The sequence below is a fragment of the Rhodovulum sp. BSW8 genome, assembly GCF_003314725.1.
In the GTDB taxonomy this organism is placed as follows: Bacteria; Pseudomonadota; Alphaproteobacteria; order Rhodobacterales; family Rhodobacteraceae; genus Rhodovulum; species Rhodovulum visakhapatnamense.
Genome location: NZ_QNVX01000039.1, coordinates 24,039 through 41,734 on the forward strand (window position 1 = coordinate 24,039; position 17,696 = coordinate 41,734).

Sequence of the window (17,696 nt, forward strand, 5' to 3'; positions counted from 1 at the left end):
ATCAGCGCGAGAACACCCGGCGCCAGAACCCCTCGGCACGGTCGCCCACCGTTTCGAGCGATTCGCCCATCTCGTCCAGCATCGGCTCGATCCGGTCTTCCTTGAACCGGGCCAGCATCTGCCAGATCCAGATCACCAGCGCGCCCAGCGCGCCGAGGAAGAGGATGTTGAACCACGGAATGGGGCTGTCATCCGGGCTGTCCACCGGACGGAGCTCGACCGCATTCGGATAGATCGACAGGTATTCGTTGCGCCAGCCGTAATGGGTCACGACCACCCATTCCGGATTTTCCTTGTCCGAGATCATGTCGCTCGCCTTGGCCTGAAGGTTCGAGCTGTCGAACTTGAAATAGGGCGGCCAGCCCCAGCTGGTATCCTCGTTGCGGAAGACGACCGGCTTGCCGTCGGGGTTGAACGTCTCGATGAAATTGACGAAGCGGGTATTGTCGCCTTCGCTGTTCCCGGCGCCGTCGCTGGCGAAGAAGATCCGGTTCTCGCCGAAGTTGATCTGACGTTCCTTGGTCGCGGTGATCCGCACCACGTCATGCTGGGGCAGCGTGTAGTGCAGGAAGCCCGCGATCACCAGGACGACGATGGTGACGATGGTCCATTTGACGTATGCCATTCGAGCCTCACATGTAATTCGTGATATAGATGATCGTGCCGACGACGATGGCCGGCACGACATAGACCCCGAGGATCAGCTTGCGCCGGAGCGAGCGGTCATATTGCCGGAGCCCCTCCTCGACGTAAGCATCGCGGTCGCCGATACGGATGTCCTCGTCCCATTCCCGTCCGAGCTTGCCGCGTCTGACCGCACGGGAATAGAGCGACACGGCAATATAGATCACCGTGAGGATCACGAACCCCGCAAGAGCAAAACGCAGGAATGCAAACATGGTTCCGTCCTCCCCGGAGATCCCGCCCTCGCTGCCGAATATAGGCATGCCCCGTGCGATTTGCACGACAGGCCAGCGGCCGGACGCAGCCTAGGCGCGATTGCCGCAGGGAGCGCGAGGCGCTAGGATCGGGCATGGACACATCTCCGGGGCATGGTCTGGAACGGGCGGTCGCGGCAAGGCGCGACGAGGTAGCCGCGCTGACGCGCGATCTGATCCGCATTCCCACGCTGAACCCGCCGGGGCGCAACTATCTGGAAATCTGCGAATATCTGGGCGAGCGGCTGGCCGCGAAGGGTTTTGAGGTCAGCTATGTCCGGGCCCGCGGCGCGCCCGCCGACAGCGACGCCCATCCGCGCTGGAACATGATCGCGCGGCATGAGGGCACCGAGGGCGGCGACTGCGTCCATTTCAACGGCCATCACGACGTGGTCGAGGTCGGCCATGGCTGGAGCGTCGATCCCTTCGGCGGCGAGATCCGCGACGGCCGGGTCTGGGGCCGGGGCGCCTGCGACATGAAGGGCGGCATCGCTGCGGCGGTGCTGGCGGCCGAGACCTTCGTTGCCACCTGCCCCGCCTATCGCGGCGCGGTCGAGATCAGCGCCACCGCCGACGAGGAATCGGGCGGCTTCGGCGGGGTCGCCTGGCTGGCCGAGCGCGGCTGGTTCGCGCCCGAGCGCGTCCAGCATGTCATCATCCCCGAGCCGCTGAACAAGAACCGGATCTGTCTGGGCCATCGCGGCGTCTGGTGGGCCGAGATCGAGACGAAGGGCCGGATCGCCCATGGCTCGATGCCCTTCCTCGGCGATTGCGCGATCCGCCATATGGGCGCGGTGCTGGCCGAGATGGAGGCCACGCTGTTTCCGCTGCTGGCGGGGCGGCACACCGCGATGCCCGTGGTGCCCGAGGGCGCCCGCGCCGCGACGCTGAACATCAACGCGATCCATGGCGGCGAGCCCGAACAGGAGGCGGACTATGACGGCCTGCCCGCGCCCTGCGTGCCCGACCGCTGCCGCATCACCATCGACCGGCGGGTGCTGATCGAGGAGGACCCCGAGGAGGTCAAGCGCGAGATCCGCGCGCTGATGGAGCGGGTCCGCGCCCGCCGTCCGGGCTTTGACTACGAGATCCGCGAGCTGTTCGAGGTCCGCCCCAGCATGACCGACCGCGGCGCCCCGGTGGTTCAGGCGGTCGAACGCGCCATCGGCCGGGTGCTGGGGACTGCGCCCGATTTCGTCGTCTCGCCCGGCACCTATGACCAGAAGCATATCGACCGGATCGGGCGGCTCAGGAACTGCATCGCCTATGGGCCCGGCATTCTCGATCTGGCGCATCAGCCTGACGAATGGGTCGGCATCGACGACATGGTCGAGGCCGCCCAGGTGATGGCGCTGACCCTGTCCGACCTGCTCGACGGCTGACGGCGCCTCAGCGCGCCGCCACCGGGATATTGTCGATCAGCCGCACCCCGCCCAGATGTGCCGCGACCAGCAGCCGGGCAGGCACGTCCGCAGCCTCGAGCGGCGCCAGATCGGCAGCCGCGCGCAGTTCGAGATATTCGACCTCGGCAAAGCCCGCCGCCATGATCGCGGCTCGCGCCGTGGCCAGTGTCGTCTCTGCCCCGGCCCCGGCCTCGAGCGCCTGTCGCGCGGCCTCGAGCGCCCGATAAAGGGCGGGCGCCATGGCGCGCGAATCGCCGGGCAGAAGCGCATTGCGCGAGGACAATGCCAGCCCGTCGGGCTCGCGCACCGTGGGGCAGCCCACGATCTCGACCGGAATGTCCAGATCGCGCACCAGCCGCCGCACCACCATCAGCTGCTGAAAGTCCTTCTCGCCGAAAAAGGCGCAATCGGCGCCGGTCTGCAGCAACAGCTTGGTCACGACCGTCGCCACCCCGTCGAAATGGCCCGGCCGGTGCGCGCCGCAGAGCCCCTCGCTGACGCCCGAAACCGAGACCGAGGTCGCAAAGCCCGGCGGATAGACCTGATCGGCCGCGGGCACATAAAGCGCATCGACGCCGAGCGGCGCCAGTTTCTCGGCATCGCGCGCCTCGGTGCGCGGATAGCGCGCCAGATCGCCCGGATCGTTGAACTGCCTGGGGTTGACGAAGATCGTGACGATCACCCGGTCGGCGGCAGCCTTCGCGGCAGCGGCAAGGCTGAGATGCCCGTCATGCAGCGCGCCCATGGTCGGCACGACGGCGACGCGGGCGCCCTCGGCCCGCCACTCGGCCCTGACAGCGCGCAGCGCCTCAAGGCTGCGCAGGATCGGCGCGGTCATGCCGCACCTCCGGTCTCGTCGGCAAAGACATGCTCGGGGCCCGGAAAGCGCCGGGCGCGGACCTCTTCGGCATAGAGGGCCACGGCCGCGCGGGCGGCACTGCCCAGTTCGGCATAGCGCTTGACGAATTTCGGCCGAAAGCCGGTGAAGACCCCCAGCATGTCGTCGACGACAAGGATCTGCCCGTCGCAGCCCGCCGAGGCGCCGATGCCGATGGTCGGGATCGGAACCGCGTCGGTGATCCGGTCGGCCAGCGCCGCGGGCACCTTTTCCAGCACCACCGCGAAGGCGCCGGCCTCGGCCACCGCCTGCGCATCGGCCAGCACCCGCGCCCCGTCCGCGCCGCGCCCCTGCACCTTGTAGCCGCCGAAGCCCATCACGCCCTGCGGCGTCAGCCCGACATGGGCCATCACCGGAATGCCGCGCGCGCTCAGAAACCGGATCGTCCCGGCCATCGCCGCCCCGCCTTCCAGCTTGACCGCGCCGCAGCCGGTCTCGGCCATCAGCCGCGCGGCATTGCGGAACGCCTGTTCGGGGCTTTCCTCATAGCTCCCGAAGGGCATGTCGACGACCATCAGCGCATGGCTCAGCCCGCGCGCCACGGCCCGGCCATGCATCAGCATCATCTCCATGCTGACGCCCAGCGTCGAAGGAAGCCCGTGCAGCACCATGCCCACGCTGTCGCCCACCAGAACGACATCGCAGGCGGCATCGACCGCCTCGGCCATCGGCGTCGTATAGGCGGTGAGGCAGACCAGCGGCGCGGCCCCCTTCCTCGCCCGGACCTCTGCCACCGTCATCTGGCGGCTTTCGGCACTTGCACTCATCCTCTCCTCCCCGGCGCTGCAATTGGCGCGCCTTATAGCGTGCTGCAGCGCAGAATCCAGCCCGCTGCCATGCCCTGGGCCTTGCCTTGCGCCCCCGCCCGGCCTCAGATGGGGACGGAACGGAAAGGAGACCGCAGGATGCGCCCCATTCGGATCATCGCCCGGACCCTGGTCCTGGCCCTGCCTTTCGGACTGAGCCTTGCGGCCGTCCCCGCCCGCGCCGCGCCGCCGGATGCGATTACCCTCGGCATGGTGCTGGAGCCGCCGAACCTCGACCCGACCTCCGGCGCCGCCGCCGCGACCGACGAGGTGGTCTATGCCAATGTCTTCGAGGGGCTGACGCGCTTTGCCCCAGACGGCACCGTGGTGCCGGGCCTCGCCGCCAGCTGGGAGACGAACGGGACCGCCACGGTCTACACCTTCCATCTGCGGGAGGGGGTGCGGTTTCATGACGGCACGGCGATGGAGGCCGATGACGTGGCCTTCAGCCTCGACCGCGCCCGGGGCCCCGACAGCACCAACGCCCAGAAGGCGCTGTTCGACGGGATCGACAGCATCGCGGCAACCGATCCGCTGACCGTGACGGTAACGCTTGCCCGGCCCGACGGGGCGTTTCCCTTCAAGATGGCCTGGGGCGATGCGGTGATCGTCGCCCCCGAGACGGCCGGGACCGAAGCCACCGCCCCGGTCGGCACCGGCCCGTTCCGGTTCGACCGCTGGGTCCATGGCGACCGGGTCGAGCTGGTGCGCAACCCCGATTACTGGGGTCCGGCCCCGGCGCTCGCCCGCGCGACCTTCAAGTTCATCCCCGACCCGAACGCGGCCTATGCGGCGATGATGGCGGGCGATGTCGATGCCTTCCCGAACTTTCCCGCGCCCGAAACGCTGCCGCAATTCGAGGCCGACCCGCGGTTCAAGGTGATCGTCGGCACCACCGAGGGCGAGACAATCCTTGCGATCAACAACCGCCGCCCGCCGCTTGACGACATCCGGGTGCGCGAGGCCATCGCCCATGCCATCGACCGGCAGGATGTCATCGACGGGGCGATGTTCGGCTATGGCACGCCCATCGGCACGCATTTCGCGCCGCACCATCCCGACTATGTCGACCTGACCGGCCTGTCGCGGCACGACCTCAAGAAGGCCCGCGCGCTTCTGGCCGAGGCGGGACAGACCGACCTGAAACTGCGGCTGGCGCTGCCCCCGCCAAGCTATGCGCGGCGCGGGGGCGAGATCGTGGCGGCCGAACTGCGCGCCGCGGGGATCGAGACCGAGATCACCAACCTCGAATGGGCGCAATGGCTCGACCAGGTGTTCAAGCGGAACGATTTCGACCTGACCATCGTCAGCCATACCGAGCCGATGGATATCGGCATCTATGCCCGGCCCGATTACTATTTCGGCTATGGAAAGCCGGATTTCTTGGCCCTCATGGACCGGCTTGCGGGCGCAACCGCCCCCGACGAGCGGTCCGAGATCCTGAAGGCGGCGCAGCGGATGATCGCCGAGGACCACGTCAACGTCTATCTCTTCCAGCTGGCCAAGACCGGCGTCGCCAATGCGAAGATCGAAGGGCTTTGGGAGAACGCACCGACCCAGGCCAACGACCTGACCGCCGTGCGCTGGGCCGACTGATCCAGGCGGGCGCCTGCGGCGCACGCCCTCTGGCCTGCCCCTGACGGGGCAGGCGATTCTCGGGGTATATGAACCAAGAAGAAGGACCGAAGAGCCCCCCGCATGCATCTTCTTCTTGGTCCAAATACCCGGTTCGCGACAGCACGGCCGGGCGCCACGCCTCCGGTCAGGCGATCACGTTGAATCCGGGCCCGTAGGGATAGAGGGTGATGTCTTCCGCCCCGTCCCCGGTGACGATCAGGATGTCGTGTTCGCGGTAGCCGCCCGCGCCGGGACGACCTTCGGGGATGGTCAGCATCGGCTCCATCGAGATCACCATACCGGGTTCCAGCACGGTCCCGATATCCTCGCGCAGCTCCAGCCCGGCCTCGCGGCCATAGTAATGCGACAAGACCCCGAAACTGTGGCCATAGCCGAAGCTGCGATATTGCAGCAGGTCCCTCTCGGCGAGGAAGTCGTTGATGCGATGGGTGATCTCTGCACAGGAAGCGCCCGGTTTCAGCAAAGATATGCCGTAGTCATGGGCCGCCACGTTGGCCTCCCAGATCCCCAGCGTCGCGGGGTCGGGCTCGCCCAGAACCATCGTGCGTTCCAGCGCGGTGTAGTAGCCCGAGATCATCGGGAAGGCGTTCAGCGACAGCAGGTCGCCACGCTGCAGGACACGGCCCGTGACCGGGTTATGGGCGCCATCTGTGTTCGGCCCGGACTGGAACCAGACCCAGGTGTCGCGGTATTCGGCCTCGGGAAAGCGGCGGGCGATTTCCAGCTCCATCGCATCGCGCCCGGCCATCGCCACGTCGATCTCGCGCGCCCCCTCGCGCACCGCCGCGCGGATCGCGTGGCCGCCAAGGTCGGCCACCGCCGCCCCGGCCCGGATCAGGTCAAGCTCGGCCGGGCTCTTGCGCATCCGCTGCCGCATGGTGGCGGGGGCCAGATCGACCGTGCCCGCGGGGGCGAGGAAGGTGTCAAGCTCGTCCCGCCGGGCCAGGGTCAGGTGGTCGGCCTCGATCCCGACGCGGCGGCCCTGCCCCGCGACATGGGCGACCGCACGCCAGAAATTGTCGCGCGCCCAGTCGGTATAGGTCAGCGCCTCGCCATGGCAGCGCCGCCAGGGCTGGCCCGCGTCGATGCCCGCGCCGATCAGGACCGACTGCGAGGCGGTCACCACCAGCGCATAGGGCCGGCCGAAGCTGCAATAGAGAAAGCCCGAATAATAGGCCACGTTCTGCATCGAGGTCAGCACCGCGACCTCGGCGCCGGTGGCGTCCATCGCGGCGCGAAGCCCCATCAGGCGGGTGTCGTATTCCTCGGGCGCGAAGGGCAGCGCGGCCTTCTCGCCATTCGCGAAACAGTAGAAGTCGGGTCGGATTTCAGGTCGGGTCATGGGAGCTCCCTGACAGGCCATCCCGGCGCGCGGGCCGGGACATCGGATGTTCCCGGCGTACAGGAGGACAGGCGGAAACCGCCGGGCATCGGGGGCGTCACGCCCCCCGCGCACGACGCCATCGGCACGGTGCCCGGGGCCGAGCATAGCCGGTCGGCGCCGTCTGGCAAGCGCTGGATCGCGGCCAGAGGCGGCGGCGATTGCACTGGCGCCAGGCCCGCGCCTTGGCCTAGATTCAGGCGCATGCTGCGTTACGCCCTGACCCGCCTCCTGTCGCTGTCGCTGAGCCTGATCGCGGCCAGCATCGCGATCTTTGCGGCGATCGAGGTGATCCCGGGCGACCCCGCCGCCTACATGCTGGGGCTGAACGCGGCGCCCGAGACGGTGGCGGCGCTGCGCGACGAGCTGGGGCTGTCGGGCTCGGTCTGGGCGCGCTATCTCGACTGGGCTTCGGGGCTTGCGACCGGCGATTTCGGCATCTCCTACACCTATCGCGTGCCGGTGGCCGATCTGGTGGCGCAGCGCCTGGCCGTCTCGCTGCCGCTTGCCGCCTATGCGCTGGCGCTGTCGACGGCGATCGCGCTGCCGGTGGGGCTCTGGGCCGCGGCGCGGCGCGGACGGGCGGCCGATCTTGGCATCATGGCGGCGACGCAGCTGGGCATCGCGGTGCCGAATTTCTGGTTCGCCATGCTGCTGGTGCTGGTCTTCGCGGTCAAGCTGCGCTGGGTGTCGGCGGGCGGCTTTCCGGGCTGGGAGGCGGGGCTGGGCCACGGGCTGAAGGCGCTGACCCTGCCGGCGGTGGCGCTGGCCCTGCCGCAGGCCGCGATCCTCGCGCGGGTGATGCGCTCGGCGCTGATCGAGACCTTGGGGCAGGATTATATCCGCAGCGCCCGCGCCAAGGGGCTGAGCCGGGCCCAGGCGCTGCGCCGCCATGCCTTTCGCAACGCGCTGATCCCGGTCCTGACCATCCTCGGGCTGCAATTCTCCTTTCTGCTGGCGGGGGCCATCATCATCGAGAACGTCTTTTTCCTGCCCGGGCTCGGGCGGCTGATCTTTCAGGCCATCACCCAGCGCGACCTGATCGTGGTCGAAAGCGTGGTGATGCTGCTGGTCTTCGCGGTGATCCTCGTCACCTTCCTCGTCGATCTGGCCTATGCCGCGGTCGATCCGCGGCTGAGGCGCCGATGAGCGCACGGCCGACCCTGATCGCGGGCGGCGTGCTCAGCGGCACCGTGCTGGCGCTGGCGGCGCTGTCGCTGGTCTGGGTGCCCCATGACGTGACCGCGCTGAACATCGCCGAGCGGCTGCGCCCGCCGGGCGGCGCCTATCTGCTGGGCACCGACCAGCTGGGCCGCGACATGCTGTCGATGCTGATGGTCGGCGCGCGGTCCTCGATCGCGGTGGCGCTGGTCGCGGTCGGCATCGGCATGGGCGCGGGCGTGCCGCTGGGGCTGATGGCGGCGGCGGCCCGCGGCGGCTGGCTTGACGAGATCGTCATGCGGATGAACGACCTGATCTTCGCCTTTCCGGCACTGGTGATCGCGATCCTGATCACCGCGATCCTCGGCCCCTCGGCGCTGAACGCGATCCTGGCCATCGGCATCTTCAACATCCCGGTCTTCGCCCGGGTCACGCGGGGCGCCGCGCTCAGCCTCTGGACGCTCGACTATATCCGCGCGGCCGAACTGGCGGGCAAGGGCAGGGCCCGGATCAGCGCCGAACATATCTTGCCCAATATCGCCAACCTGCTGATCGTGCAGGCCACGATCCAGTTCAGCCTCGGCATCCTCGCCGAGGCGGGGCTGTCCTATGTCGGGCTCGGGGCGCAGCCGCCGACGCCCAGCTGGGGCCGGATGCTGGCCGAGGCGCAGACCATGATCTACACCGCGCCCCGGCTGGCGATCCTGCCGGGGCTGGCCATCGTGCTGACCGTGCTGGGGCTGAACCTTCTGGGCGACGGGCTGCGCGACGCGCTCGACCCGCGCCTCAGGAGAGCCGCCCGGTGATCCTGCTGCGCGATCTGGGGCTGAGCCTGCATGGCCGTCCGGTGCTGAACGGCGTCTCGCTCGAAATCGGGCGGGGCGAGATCCTGGGACTTGCGGGCGAAAGCGGATCGGGCAAGTCGATGACCGCGCTGGCGATCATGGGCCTTCTGCCCGAGGGCGCCGAGCTTCGCGGCCATCTGCGGCTGAACGGTCTCGATCTTCTGTCGCTGTCGGACCGGCAGATGTGCGCGATCCGCGGCCGCGATCTGGGCATGATCTTTCAGGAGCCGATGACCGCGCTGAACCCCGTGCAACGAATCGGCGATCAGGTGGCCGAGACGCTGATCGTGCATGGCGAGGCGACCCGGGCCGAGGCACGCCGCGCCGCCGCGCGGCTCCTGCACCGGGTCGGGCTGCCGCCCGAGCGGTTTCCGCCCACGCGCTATCCGCACGAGCTGTCCGGCGGCCAGCGTCAGCGGGTCTGCATCGCCATGGCCATCGCGCTGCGCCCGCAACTGCTGATCGCAGACGAGCCGACCACCGCGCTCGACGTGACCACGCAGGCGCGGATCCTCGATCTGCTGAAGGGGCTGGTGGCCGAGACCGGGATGGGGCTTTTGCTGATCACCCACGATCTGGCGGTAATCTCGGGGCTTGCCGACCGGCTGGCGGTGATGCGCCGCGGCGAGATCGTCGAGGAGGGCCCGGCCGCGGCCGTTCTTGCCGCCCGAAAGCACCCCTATACCCGCGCGCTGGTGGCAGCGTCTGCGCACCGGCCCGCGACGCCTCCGCCGCTGCCCGGCCCGCCGCTGCTGGAGGTGCGCGAGGCGCGGCGCAGCTATCCGGCGGCCCATTCCGGCCTGTTCCGGCGGCTGCCGCCCCATCGCGCGGTCGACGGGGTCAGCTTCGGGATCGCGCGCGGTGAAAGTCTGGGCCTTGTGGGCGAATCCGGGTGCGGCAAATCGACCTTGGCGCGAGCCGTGCTGGGGCTCGATCCGCTGCAGGGCGGCGAGATCCGGCTGGACGGAGATGTCGTGCGGGCCGGTGCGGCGATGCCCGCCCGGCTGCGCCGCAAGATGAACGCGGTCTTTCAGGACCCCTATGGCAGCTTCAATCCGCGCCACCGCGTGGCCCGGCTGATCGCCGAGCCGTTTCATCTGGACGGGCGCCCGAGCGATGCCGCAGACCGCATCGACGCGGCGCTCGAGGCTGTGGGGCTTGATCCGAAGGACCGCGACCGCTTCATCCACGAATTCTCGGGCGGCCAGCGCCAGCGCATCGCCATCGCGCGCGCGCTGATCGCGCGGCCCGATCTGATCGTGCTTGACGAGGCGGTTTCGGCGCTTGACGTTCGCGTCAGGGCGCAGATTCTCGATCTGCTGGCCGATCTGCGCGCACGGTTCGGTCTGTCCTATCTTTTCATCAGTCACGACCTGTCCGTGGTCAGGTCGAGCACCGAACGAGTGCTTGTGATGCAGGCGGGCCGGATCGTAGAGGAAGGGGCGACAGAAAAGGTGCTGCACAACCCTGCGCATGCTTATACCAAGGCATTGTTGTCGGCCGCGCCGAAGCTGAAGGAACCGGATTAAGACGTATGCGCGAGCTTTGGTTCGAAACCGACCGCTGCTTTATCGGCGGGGTCTGGCAGCCGCCTGCCAGCCGCGATTTTCTTGCGGTCGAGAATCCCTCGACCGGCGCGCCGATCGGGTCGATCGCGCGCGGCAAGGTTGCCGATATCGACGCGGCCGTCACCGCCGCGGACGAGGCCCGGCAGGGGTCCTGGGGCCGGATGACCGCGACCGAGCGCGGCCGGGTTCTGACCCGAATCGGCCAGTTCGTGCGCGGCCGTGCCGAAACGCTGGCGCGGATCGAGGCCACCGATGTCGGCAAGCCGCTGACCCAGGCACGGTCGGATGCGATGACGCTGGCGCGCTATCTGGAATTCTATGGTGGCGCCGCCGACAAGGTGATGGGCCACAGCCTTCCCTACATGGAGGGCTATACCGTCTACACCCTGCGCGAGCCGCATGGGGTGACGGGCCATATCATCCCCTGGAACTACCCGATGCAGATCATCGGACGCTCGGTCGGGGCGGCGCTGGCGATGGGCAATGCCTGCGTGCTGAAGCCGGCCGAAGAGGCTTGCCTGACCGCGCTCGCCTTCGCCAAGCTGGCCGAAGAGGCGGGCCTGCCCGATGGCGCGCTGAACGTGGTGCCGGGGCTGGGCGACGAGGCCGGCGCGGCGCTCGCCTCGCATCCCGGGGTCGATCATATCTCGTTCACGGGCTCGCTGTCGGTCGGACGCAAGGTTCAGGCCGAGGCCGCACGCCATGTGGCGCCGGTGACGCTGGAACTGGGCGGCAAGTCGCCCCAGATCGTCTTCGCCGATGCCGATCTCGACGCCGCGCTGCCGTTTCTGGTCAATGGCGGGCTGCAGAACGCGGGACAGACCTGTTCGGCCTCGTCGCGCATCCTGGTCGAGCGGCGGCTTTATGACGAGCTGGTCGAGCGCATGGCGGGCGCCTATCGCGCGCTCTGGGTCGGCCCCGCGCTTGAGGATCTCAATCTCGGGCCGCTGATCTCCGGTCGGCAGAAAGAGATCGTTCTGGACTATCTCGGCAAGGGGCAGGATCTGGAAACCGCGGCCGAGGGCCGGATCATCGGCAATGCGCCCGCGGGCGGGTATTACGTGGCGCCGCGGCTGCTGACCCGGGTGCCGCCCGGGCACCGGCTGGCGCAGGAGGAAATCTTTGGCCCGGTGCAGGTGGTGATCCCCTTCGCCGACGAGGAGGAGGCCGTGTCGATCGCCAATGGCACCGGCTACGGGCTGGTTGCCGCGGTCTGGACCCGCGACGGCGCCCGGCAGATGCGGATGGCCAGGAAGCTGCGCGCGGGCCAGGTCTATCTGAACAATTACGGCGCGGGCGGCGGGGTCGAGCTGCCCTTCGGCGGCGTGGGCCTTTCGGGCCATGGCCGCGAAAAGGGGTTCGAGGCGCTTTACGGCTTTTCGGTGCTGAAGACGGTCGCGGCCCGCCACGGCTGAGCCGACCGCAGGTCGGCCTTCCGTCGGGCGCTGTGCCGTGGGTATTTTTGCCAAGAAGAAGACGGAAGGGGGCGCGATGCGGCCGGGGCGGCGGAACCTTGTGACCGATGTGGCGGGGCTGAGGGTCGGCCAGGCCGGGGATGTGCTAGTGAAGACCGGCGTGACGGTTCTTTTGGGCGACGCGCCCTTCGTGGCCGGGGTGCATGTGATGGGCGGCGCGCCCGGCACCCGCGAAACCGATCTTCTGGCGCCCGACCGGCTGGTGCAGGAAGTCGATGCGCTGGTGCTGTCGGGCGGGTCGGCCTTCGGGCTCGATGCCGCGGCGGGGGTGGTCGAGGGGCTGCGCGCCATGGGGCGCGGCTTCGAGGTCGCGGGGCAGCGGGTGCCCATCGTGCCGGGCGCGATCCTGTTCGATCTGGCGAATGGCGGCCACAAGGACTGGGACGAGGCGCCCTATCGCGCGCTTGGCCGCGCGGCGCTGGCAGCGGCAAGCGAAGAGATCGAGCTGGGCAGCGCGGGTGCGGGGCTGGGCGCCACCACGGCGGATCTGAAGGGCGGGCTCGGCTCGGCCTCGCTGGTGCTGGAGAGCGGCATCACCGTCGGCGCGCTGGTTGCGGTCAATGCGCTGGGGTCTGCGGTCATGGGCGGCGGGCCGGAATTCTGGGCCGCGCCCTTCGAGATCGGGGACGAGTTCGGCGGGCACGGTGTCGGGCGGCACGACCCTCTGGCCGAGCCACGCCCCGAGGCAAAGCTTGGCCAGTCGACGACCATCGCCATCGTCGCGACCGATGCGGCGCTGACCCAGGCGCAGGCGACGCGGATGGCGGTCGCGGCCCATGACGGCATGGCCCGCGCGCTGGTGCCGAGCCATACGCCTTTCGACGGCGATCTGGTCTTTGCCGCAGCGACCGGGGCGAAACCGCTGCCCGAAGGCGGGTACGAGGCGCTGCGGCTGGGCCATGCCGCCGCCGTCTGTCTGGCGCGGGCCATCGCGCGCGGGGTCTATCTGGCGCGCGCAGCGCCGGGCGACACAAGGCCCTGCTGGCAGGAGCTGTTCGGCCAGGACTGAGCCAGGCCTAGAGCCCGTCGAGCAGCGCCCCGGTCAGCGGGCTGTCGGGCCGGGTCAGCCCCTCGATCACGTCGAAATGGTGGCGCCCTTCATCGACGGTCAGCGCCGCCCCCGGCCAGGCCTCGGCCAGGCAGCGCGCCTGATCGACAAAGACCGGGCGTTCGTCGCCGCCAACCCAGACATGGACCGGCACATCGGCCCGCGGCGTCATCAGCGCCGGGCTTTCGGCGGCCGCCGTTGCGGCATCGAGGTGAAGCGGGCCAGCCATCTGCGTGCTCAGAAGCGGCCGCAGGTCCGAGACCGGCGAGATCGGCACCACCCGGGCGATCCGGTCCGCGGACGCGCCCGGCGCGGTATCGCCGCAAAGCATCCGCGCCACCAGATGGCCGCCCGCCGAATGCCCGGCCAGCACCAGCGGCCCGCCGGGGACGCGGCTGGCGATGGCCTCGACCGCCGCGCGGATATCGGCGGTGATGTCGGGGATCGCGACCTCGGGGGCCAGCCGGTAGGACGGCATCGCCACCGCCCAGCCCCGCGCCACGGCCCCCGCCGCCAGATGCGACCAGAGCGAGCGGTCGAACTTCATCCAGTAGCCGCCATGGACAAACACCACGAGCCCGCTAGGTTCTGCCTCGGGCAGGAACAGATCGAAGCCCTGCCGCGGATGGGGTCCGTAACTTTGCCCCGTCTGGCCCCGTGCCCTGGCCCGGAATGCCGCGGCCTCTGCGGCCCAGCGCGGCGGGTAGGCTTCGGCGGACGGGATATAAGGGGCGTTGGCATAGGCGTCGTCCCAGTCGATGGCTTGTTCTTGCATCCCCGTTCCCCCTGCCTCCATGCTGCACCGAAAATATCCAAGGGAGAATGACCGATGCTTGCACGCGACCTCAAGAGCCTTCTCAAGGACCCGGGCCTGCTGGCCACCGATGCCTATCTCGCCGGGGACTGGGTCGGGGCCGATGACGGCGCGAGTTTCGCCGTGACGAACCCGGCCAATGGCGAGACCATCTGCCAGGTGCCCGACATGGGCCGGGCCGAGGCCGCCCGCGCCATCGAGGCCGCCGCCGCCGCCCAGAAGGGCTGGGCCGCGAAGACCGCGAAAGAGCGCGCCGGCGTGCTGCGCAAGTGGTACGACCTGATGACGGCCGCGCAAGAGGATCTGGCGCTGATCCTGACCGCCGAAATGGGCAAGCCGCTGGCCGAGGCCCGGGGCGAGATCGCCTATGGCGCCTCCTTCGTCGAATGGTTCGCCGAAGAGGCCAAGCGGATCTATGGCGAGACCATTCCGGGCCATCAGCCCGACAAGCGCCTGACCGTGATCCGCCAGCCGGTGGGGGTGGTGGCCGCGATCACGCCCTGGAACTTCCCCAATGCGATGATCACCCGGAAAGCGGCGCCCGCGCTGGCTGCGGGCTGCGCGATCCTGATCAAGCCTGCGGGCGAGACGCCGCTTTCGGCGCTGGCCATGGCGGTGCTGGCCGAACGGGCGGGCCTGCCCAAGGGGTTGTACTCGGTCATCACCTCGTCGAAATCCTCGGATATCGGCAAGGAGTTCAGCGAGAACCCGGTGGTGCGCAAGATCACCTTCACCGGGTCGACCGAGGTCGGGCGCATCCTGCTGCGACAGGCCGCCGACCAGGTCAAGAAATGCTCGATGGAGCTGGGCGGCAACGCGCCCTTCATCGTCTTCGACGACGCCGATCTGGATGCGGCCGTGAAGGGCGCCATAGCCTGCAAGTTCCGCAACAACGGCCAGACCTGCGTCTGCGCCAACCGGATCTACGTGCAGTCGGGCGTCTACGACGCCTTCGCCGCCAAGCTGGCCGAGGCGGTCGGCAAGCTCAAGGTCGGCGACGGCATGGATGACGGCACCGATCTCGGCCCGCTGATCTCGGACGCCGCGCGCGAGAAGGTCGAAGAGCATCTGGCCGATGCCACCGCCAAGGGCGCCAAGGTGATCCTGGGCGGCAAGCCGCATCAGCGCGGCGGCACCTTCTTCGAACCCACCATCGTCACCGGCGCCACGCAGGAGATGCAGTTCGCCACAGACGAGACCTTCGGCCCGCTGGCGCCGCTGTTCCGGTTCGAGACCGAGGACGAGGTCATCGCCATGGCCAACGACACGATCTTCGGGCTGGCCTCGTATTTCTTCGCGCGCGACCTGAGCCGGGTCTACAAGGTGGCCGAGGCGCTGGAATACGGCATCGTCGGCGTCAATACCGGGCTGATCTCGACCGAGGTCGCGCCCTTCGGGGGCGTCAAGCAGTCGGGGCTGGGCCGCGAGGGCAGCCGCCACGGGATCGAGGATTACCTCGAGATGAAATACATCTGCATGTCGGTCTGAGACCGGCGCCCGCAGGGCGACAGAGCGCCGCAAGCGGGCGGGTCCCACCTGCCCGCTTGCGGTCATTTCCGCCTTGACCCCGAAGGGTTAAAGGGCCGAACATCGCCCCATAAGGGGCAGCGGCCCGACGCCATTGGCGGCCGCACCCGACCTCCGGGACAGGCCCTTCGCGCCCGTGCCGGACCCGGGCGCAGGACTTCCGTGACGCGGCGGCGCGACCCGTCCGAAGCCACCGATGGGAGGATTTCATCACATGCGCTGCTTCACCATCCTGGGCCCCTCGCAGTCGGGCAAGTCGACGCTGCTGAAGGCCCTGGGCGAGCTTGAGGGCCGACCGGTCACGGCCGCCTTCACCGACGCCCTGACCGTCAGCCAGTTCTCCTATCTGGGCGAATCCTGGGCCGGGTTCGACATCGCGGGCGGGCCCGACTTCCTGGGCCATGCGGGCGAGGCGCTGGCCGCCTCGGACGCCGCCATCCTGTGCGTGCCGCCCGACCCCGAGGCGGCGGTGCTGGCCGCGCCCTATCTGCGGCTGGTCGAACAGTCGGACGTGCCCTGCTTTGTCTTCATCAACAAGATGGACCAGGACGAGGCCCGCATCCGCGACATCGTCGGCGCGCTGCAGGCCTATGCCAACCACCACATCGTCCTGCGCCAGGTGCCGATGCGTGACGCCGAGGGCCATGTGGTGGGCTCGGTCGATCTGGTCTCGGAACGCGCCTTCCAGTACCGAGAGGGTCAGCCCTCGAAGCTGATCGAGATCCCCTCGGACATCCAGGACCGCGAACAGGAGGCCCGGGCCGAACTGCTGGAACATCTGGCCGATTTCGACGACAGCCTGATGGAACAGCTGATCGACGACCGCGAACCCGCCTCGGGCGAGGTCTACACCATCCTCGCCGAGGCGCATCGCGACAGCGCGATCATCGCCGCCTATCTGGGCGCCGCCAGCCATGGCAACGGGCTGACCCGGCTGATGAAGGCGCTGCGCCACGAGGCGCCGGGGCGCGAGACCATCGGGCTCCGGCTCGGGATCGAGGCGCCGCTGGCCGTGGGCGTTGCCTCCGACACCCGCAAGCATGTCGGCAAGTCGATCCTGATCCGGGCGCTCGGCAGCTCGATCCGGCATGGCGAGCCTCTGGCCGGCGGGTCCATCGGCAACCTGACCGGCATCGACGGCAAGCCGGTGGCCGAACCGCTCGACCCCGGCACGCTGGCGGTGGCGGTCAAGTCCGACCATCTCGATCCGGGCATGGCCTATACCGCCGAGGGCAGCCAGCCGCTGCCGCGCTGGACCCGGGGCCGGCCGCCGACCTATCCGCGCCTGCTGTTGCCCGCGAACGAACGCGACGATGCCCGGCTTTCCGCGGCACTCGGGCGGATGGCGGCCGCGGATCCGGGGATGGAGACCACCCAGGACGGCGAGACCGGCCATGCGGTGGTTCATCTGCAAGGCCCGATCCATCTGCGCCGGGTGCTGGCCAAGCTGGCCGAGGATTTCGGCATCGAGGCGGCCGACCAGCCGGTCTCGGGGATCTACCGCGAAACCATCACCCGGCCCATCGAGACCCACTACCGCCACCGCAAGCAGTCGGGCGGCGCCGGGCAGTTCGCCGATGTGGTGCTGACCGTCCGGCCGCAGGGCCGGGGCGCGGGCTTTGCCTTCGACGAGACGATCAAGGGCGGCACCGTGCCCCGCAACTACATTCCCGCGGTCGAGGCCGGGGCGCGCGAGGCGATGGAACGGGGGCCGCTCGGCTTTCCGGTGGTCGATGTCGCGGTGACGCTGCTCGACGGCAAGACCCATGCGGTCGACAGCTCGGACCATGCCTTCCGCACAGCGGCCAAGGCGGGGGTGCGCGAGGCGCTCGAGCAGGCGGGCTCTGTGGTGCTGCAACCGATCGAGCGGGTCGAGATCCATGTGCCGACGATCCATTCGGGCTCGCTCGTGGCACTGATCAGCAGCCTCAAGGGCCAGGTGCTGGGCTTCGAGGCGCATCGGCGGGCGCGCGGCTGGGACGTGTTCCAGGCGCTGATCCCGACCGCCGCCAAGGAGGAACTGTTCCAGGCGCTGGGCGGGCTCAGCCACGGCACCGCCTGGTTCGAAAGCCATTTCGACCATTACGAGGAACTGCACGGCAAGGATGCCGACCGCATCCGCGAAGCCCGCGCCGCCGAGCTGGCCTGACGCGATCCCGTCACCAACCGGCCCCGGGGGCCCCGGGGGGGGCCG

The 17,696-nt window shown here is 69.3% G+C and carries 15 protein-coding genes; 9 read left to right on the plus strand and 6 right to left on the minus strand.

The window, feature by feature from the left end:
- Position 1 precedes the first annotated feature (1 nt).
- Entirely contained in the window at positions 2-625 is a 624-nt protein-coding gene (locus DSD19_RS15905; protein WP_113670308.1) for a DUF1523 family protein, read from the minus strand.
- 7 nt (positions 626-632) lie between these two features.
- Complete coding sequence (locus DSD19_RS15910) at positions 633-899, minus strand: hypothetical protein (protein ID WP_075784820.1); 267 nt, start codon at positions 897-899, stop codon at positions 633-635.
- Between the two features lie 134 nt (positions 900-1,033).
- Here DSD19_RS15910 and DSD19_RS15915 point away from each other — a divergent pair, with 134 nt between their 5' ends.
- Positions 1,034-2,320 carry an acetylornithine deacetylase/succinyl-diaminopimelate desuccinylase family protein gene (locus DSD19_RS15915; RefSeq protein ID WP_113670309.1) on the plus strand — a complete coding sequence of 429 codons (1,287 nt, stop codon included), beginning with the start codon at positions 1,034-1,036 and terminating at the stop codon, positions 2,318-2,320.
- Positions 2,321-2,327: 7 nt separating this feature from the next.
- Here DSD19_RS15915 and panC read toward each other — a convergent pair whose 3' ends face one another.
- Together panC and panB are read right to left on the minus strand one after the other, a co-directional pair.
- Complete coding sequence (gene panC / locus DSD19_RS15920) at positions 2,328-3,179, minus strand: pantoate--beta-alanine ligase (protein WP_113670310.1); 852 nt, start codon at positions 3,177-3,179, stop codon at positions 2,328-2,330.
- Positions 3,176-4,006 (minus strand): 3-methyl-2-oxobutanoate hydroxymethyltransferase, encoded by an 831-nt coding sequence (gene panB / locus DSD19_RS15925; protein WP_075784817.1) that lies wholly within the window; start codon positions 4,004-4,006, stop codon positions 3,176-3,178. The genes panC and panB overlap by 4 nt, the downstream gene beginning before the upstream one ends.
- Before the next feature lie 138 nt (positions 4,007-4,144).
- Here panB and DSD19_RS15930 point away from each other — a divergent pair, with 138 nt between their 5' ends.
- Positions 4,145-5,641, plus strand: coding sequence for an ABC transporter substrate-binding protein (locus DSD19_RS15930; protein WP_113670311.1), 1,497 nt, complete (start codon positions 4,145-4,147; stop codon positions 5,639-5,641).
- 166 nt (positions 5,642-5,807) lie between these two features.
- Here the strand turns inward: DSD19_RS15930 and DSD19_RS15935 are convergent, their stop codons facing one another.
- Positions 5,808-7,025: an aminopeptidase P family protein gene (locus DSD19_RS15935; protein ID WP_113670312.1), complete on the minus strand. Its 1,218-nt coding sequence runs from the start codon at positions 7,023-7,025 to the stop codon at positions 5,808-5,810.
- A gap of 243 nt (positions 7,026-7,268) precedes the next feature.
- Here DSD19_RS15935 and DSD19_RS15940 point away from each other — a divergent pair, with 243 nt between their 5' ends.
- From DSD19_RS15940 to DSD19_RS15960, 5 genes are all read left to right on the plus strand, one after another.
- Positions 7,269-8,213 carry an ABC transporter permease gene (locus DSD19_RS15940; protein ID WP_113670313.1) on the plus strand — a complete coding sequence of 315 codons (945 nt, stop codon included), beginning with the start codon at positions 7,269-7,271 and terminating at the stop codon, positions 8,211-8,213.
- Positions 8,210-9,031, plus strand: coding sequence for an ABC transporter permease (locus DSD19_RS15945; protein ID WP_113670314.1), 822 nt, complete (start codon positions 8,210-8,212; stop codon positions 9,029-9,031). Before DSD19_RS15940 ends, DSD19_RS15945 begins: the two co-directional genes overlap by 4 nt.
- On the plus strand, positions 9,028-10,599 hold the full coding sequence (locus DSD19_RS15950) for an ABC transporter ATP-binding protein (protein ID WP_113670315.1): 1,572 nt from the start codon (positions 9,028-9,030) through the stop codon (positions 10,597-10,599). Before DSD19_RS15945 ends, DSD19_RS15950 begins: the two co-directional genes overlap by 4 nt.
- 5 nt (positions 10,600-10,604) lie before the next feature.
- The gene (locus DSD19_RS15955) at positions 10,605-12,053 is read left to right on the plus strand and encodes an aldehyde dehydrogenase family protein (RefSeq protein ID WP_075784811.1); all 1,449 of its coding nucleotides are present in this window, start codon (positions 10,605-10,607) and stop codon (positions 12,051-12,053) included.
- Between the two features lie 76 nt (positions 12,054-12,129).
- A complete protein-coding gene (locus tag DSD19_RS15960) occupies positions 12,130-13,122 on the plus strand; it encodes a P1 family peptidase (RefSeq protein WP_113670316.1) in 993 nt (330 codons plus the stop codon).
- 7 nt (positions 13,123-13,129) lie between these two features.
- Here the strand turns inward: DSD19_RS15960 and DSD19_RS15965 are convergent, their stop codons facing one another.
- The gene (locus DSD19_RS15965) at positions 13,130-13,921 is read right to left on the minus strand and encodes an alpha/beta hydrolase (RefSeq protein ID WP_113670322.1); all 792 of its coding nucleotides are present in this window, start codon (positions 13,919-13,921) and stop codon (positions 13,130-13,132) included.
- 69 nt (positions 13,922-13,990) lie between these two features.
- On the opposite strand from DSD19_RS15965, the gene DSD19_RS15970 reads away from it, so the two are divergent.
- Both DSD19_RS15970 and DSD19_RS15975 read left to right on the plus strand, forming a co-directional pair.
- Entirely contained in the window at positions 13,991-15,463 is a 1,473-nt protein-coding gene (locus tag DSD19_RS15970; protein WP_113670317.1) for an NAD-dependent succinate-semialdehyde dehydrogenase, read from the plus strand.
- A gap of 253 nt (positions 15,464-15,716) precedes the next feature.
- The gene (locus DSD19_RS15975; protein ID WP_113670318.1) at positions 15,717-17,651 is read left to right on the plus strand and encodes an elongation factor G; all 1,935 of its coding nucleotides are present in this window, start codon (positions 15,717-15,719) and stop codon (positions 17,649-17,651) included.
- Positions 17,652-17,696 lie beyond the last annotated feature (45 nt).

Coding starts and splice junctions, on each gene's coding strand:
- DSD19_RS15905 (WP_113670308.1), bottom strand. CDS start 625: ATGGCATACGTCAAATGGACCATCGTCACCATCGTCGTCCTGGTGATC.
- DSD19_RS15910 (WP_075784820.1), bottom strand. CDS start 899: ATGTTTGCATTCCTGCGTTTTGCTCTTGCGGGGTTCGTGATCCTCACG.
- DSD19_RS15915 (WP_113670309.1), top strand. CDS start 1,034: ATGGACACATCTCCGGGGCATGGTCTGGAACGGGCGGTCGCGGCAAGG.
- panC (WP_113670310.1), bottom strand. CDS start 3,179: ATGACCGCGCCGATCCTGCGCAGCCTTGAGGCGCTGCGCGCTGTCAGG.
- panB (WP_075784817.1), bottom strand. CDS start 4,006: ATGAGTGCAAGTGCCGAAAGCCGCCAGATGACGGTGGCAGAGGTCCGG.
- DSD19_RS15930 (WP_113670311.1), top strand. CDS start 4,145: ATGCGCCCCATTCGGATCATCGCCCGGACCCTGGTCCTGGCCCTGCCT.
- DSD19_RS15935 (WP_113670312.1), bottom strand. CDS start 7,025: ATGACCCGACCTGAAATCCGACCCGACTTCTACTGTTTCGCGAATGGC.
- DSD19_RS15940 (WP_113670313.1), top strand. CDS start 7,269: ATGCTGCGTTACGCCCTGACCCGCCTCCTGTCGCTGTCGCTGAGCCTG.
- DSD19_RS15945 (WP_113670314.1), top strand. CDS start 8,210: ATGAGCGCACGGCCGACCCTGATCGCGGGCGGCGTGCTCAGCGGCACC.
- DSD19_RS15955 (WP_075784811.1), top strand. CDS start 10,605: ATGCGCGAGCTTTGGTTCGAAACCGACCGCTGCTTTATCGGCGGGGTC.
- DSD19_RS15960 (WP_113670316.1), top strand. CDS start 12,130: ATGCGGCCGGGGCGGCGGAACCTTGTGACCGATGTGGCGGGGCTGAGG.
- DSD19_RS15970 (WP_113670317.1), top strand. CDS start 13,991: ATGCTTGCACGCGACCTCAAGAGCCTTCTCAAGGACCCGGGCCTGCTG.
- DSD19_RS15975 (WP_113670318.1), top strand. CDS start 15,717: ATGCGCTGCTTCACCATCCTGGGCCCCTCGCAGTCGGGCAAGTCGACG.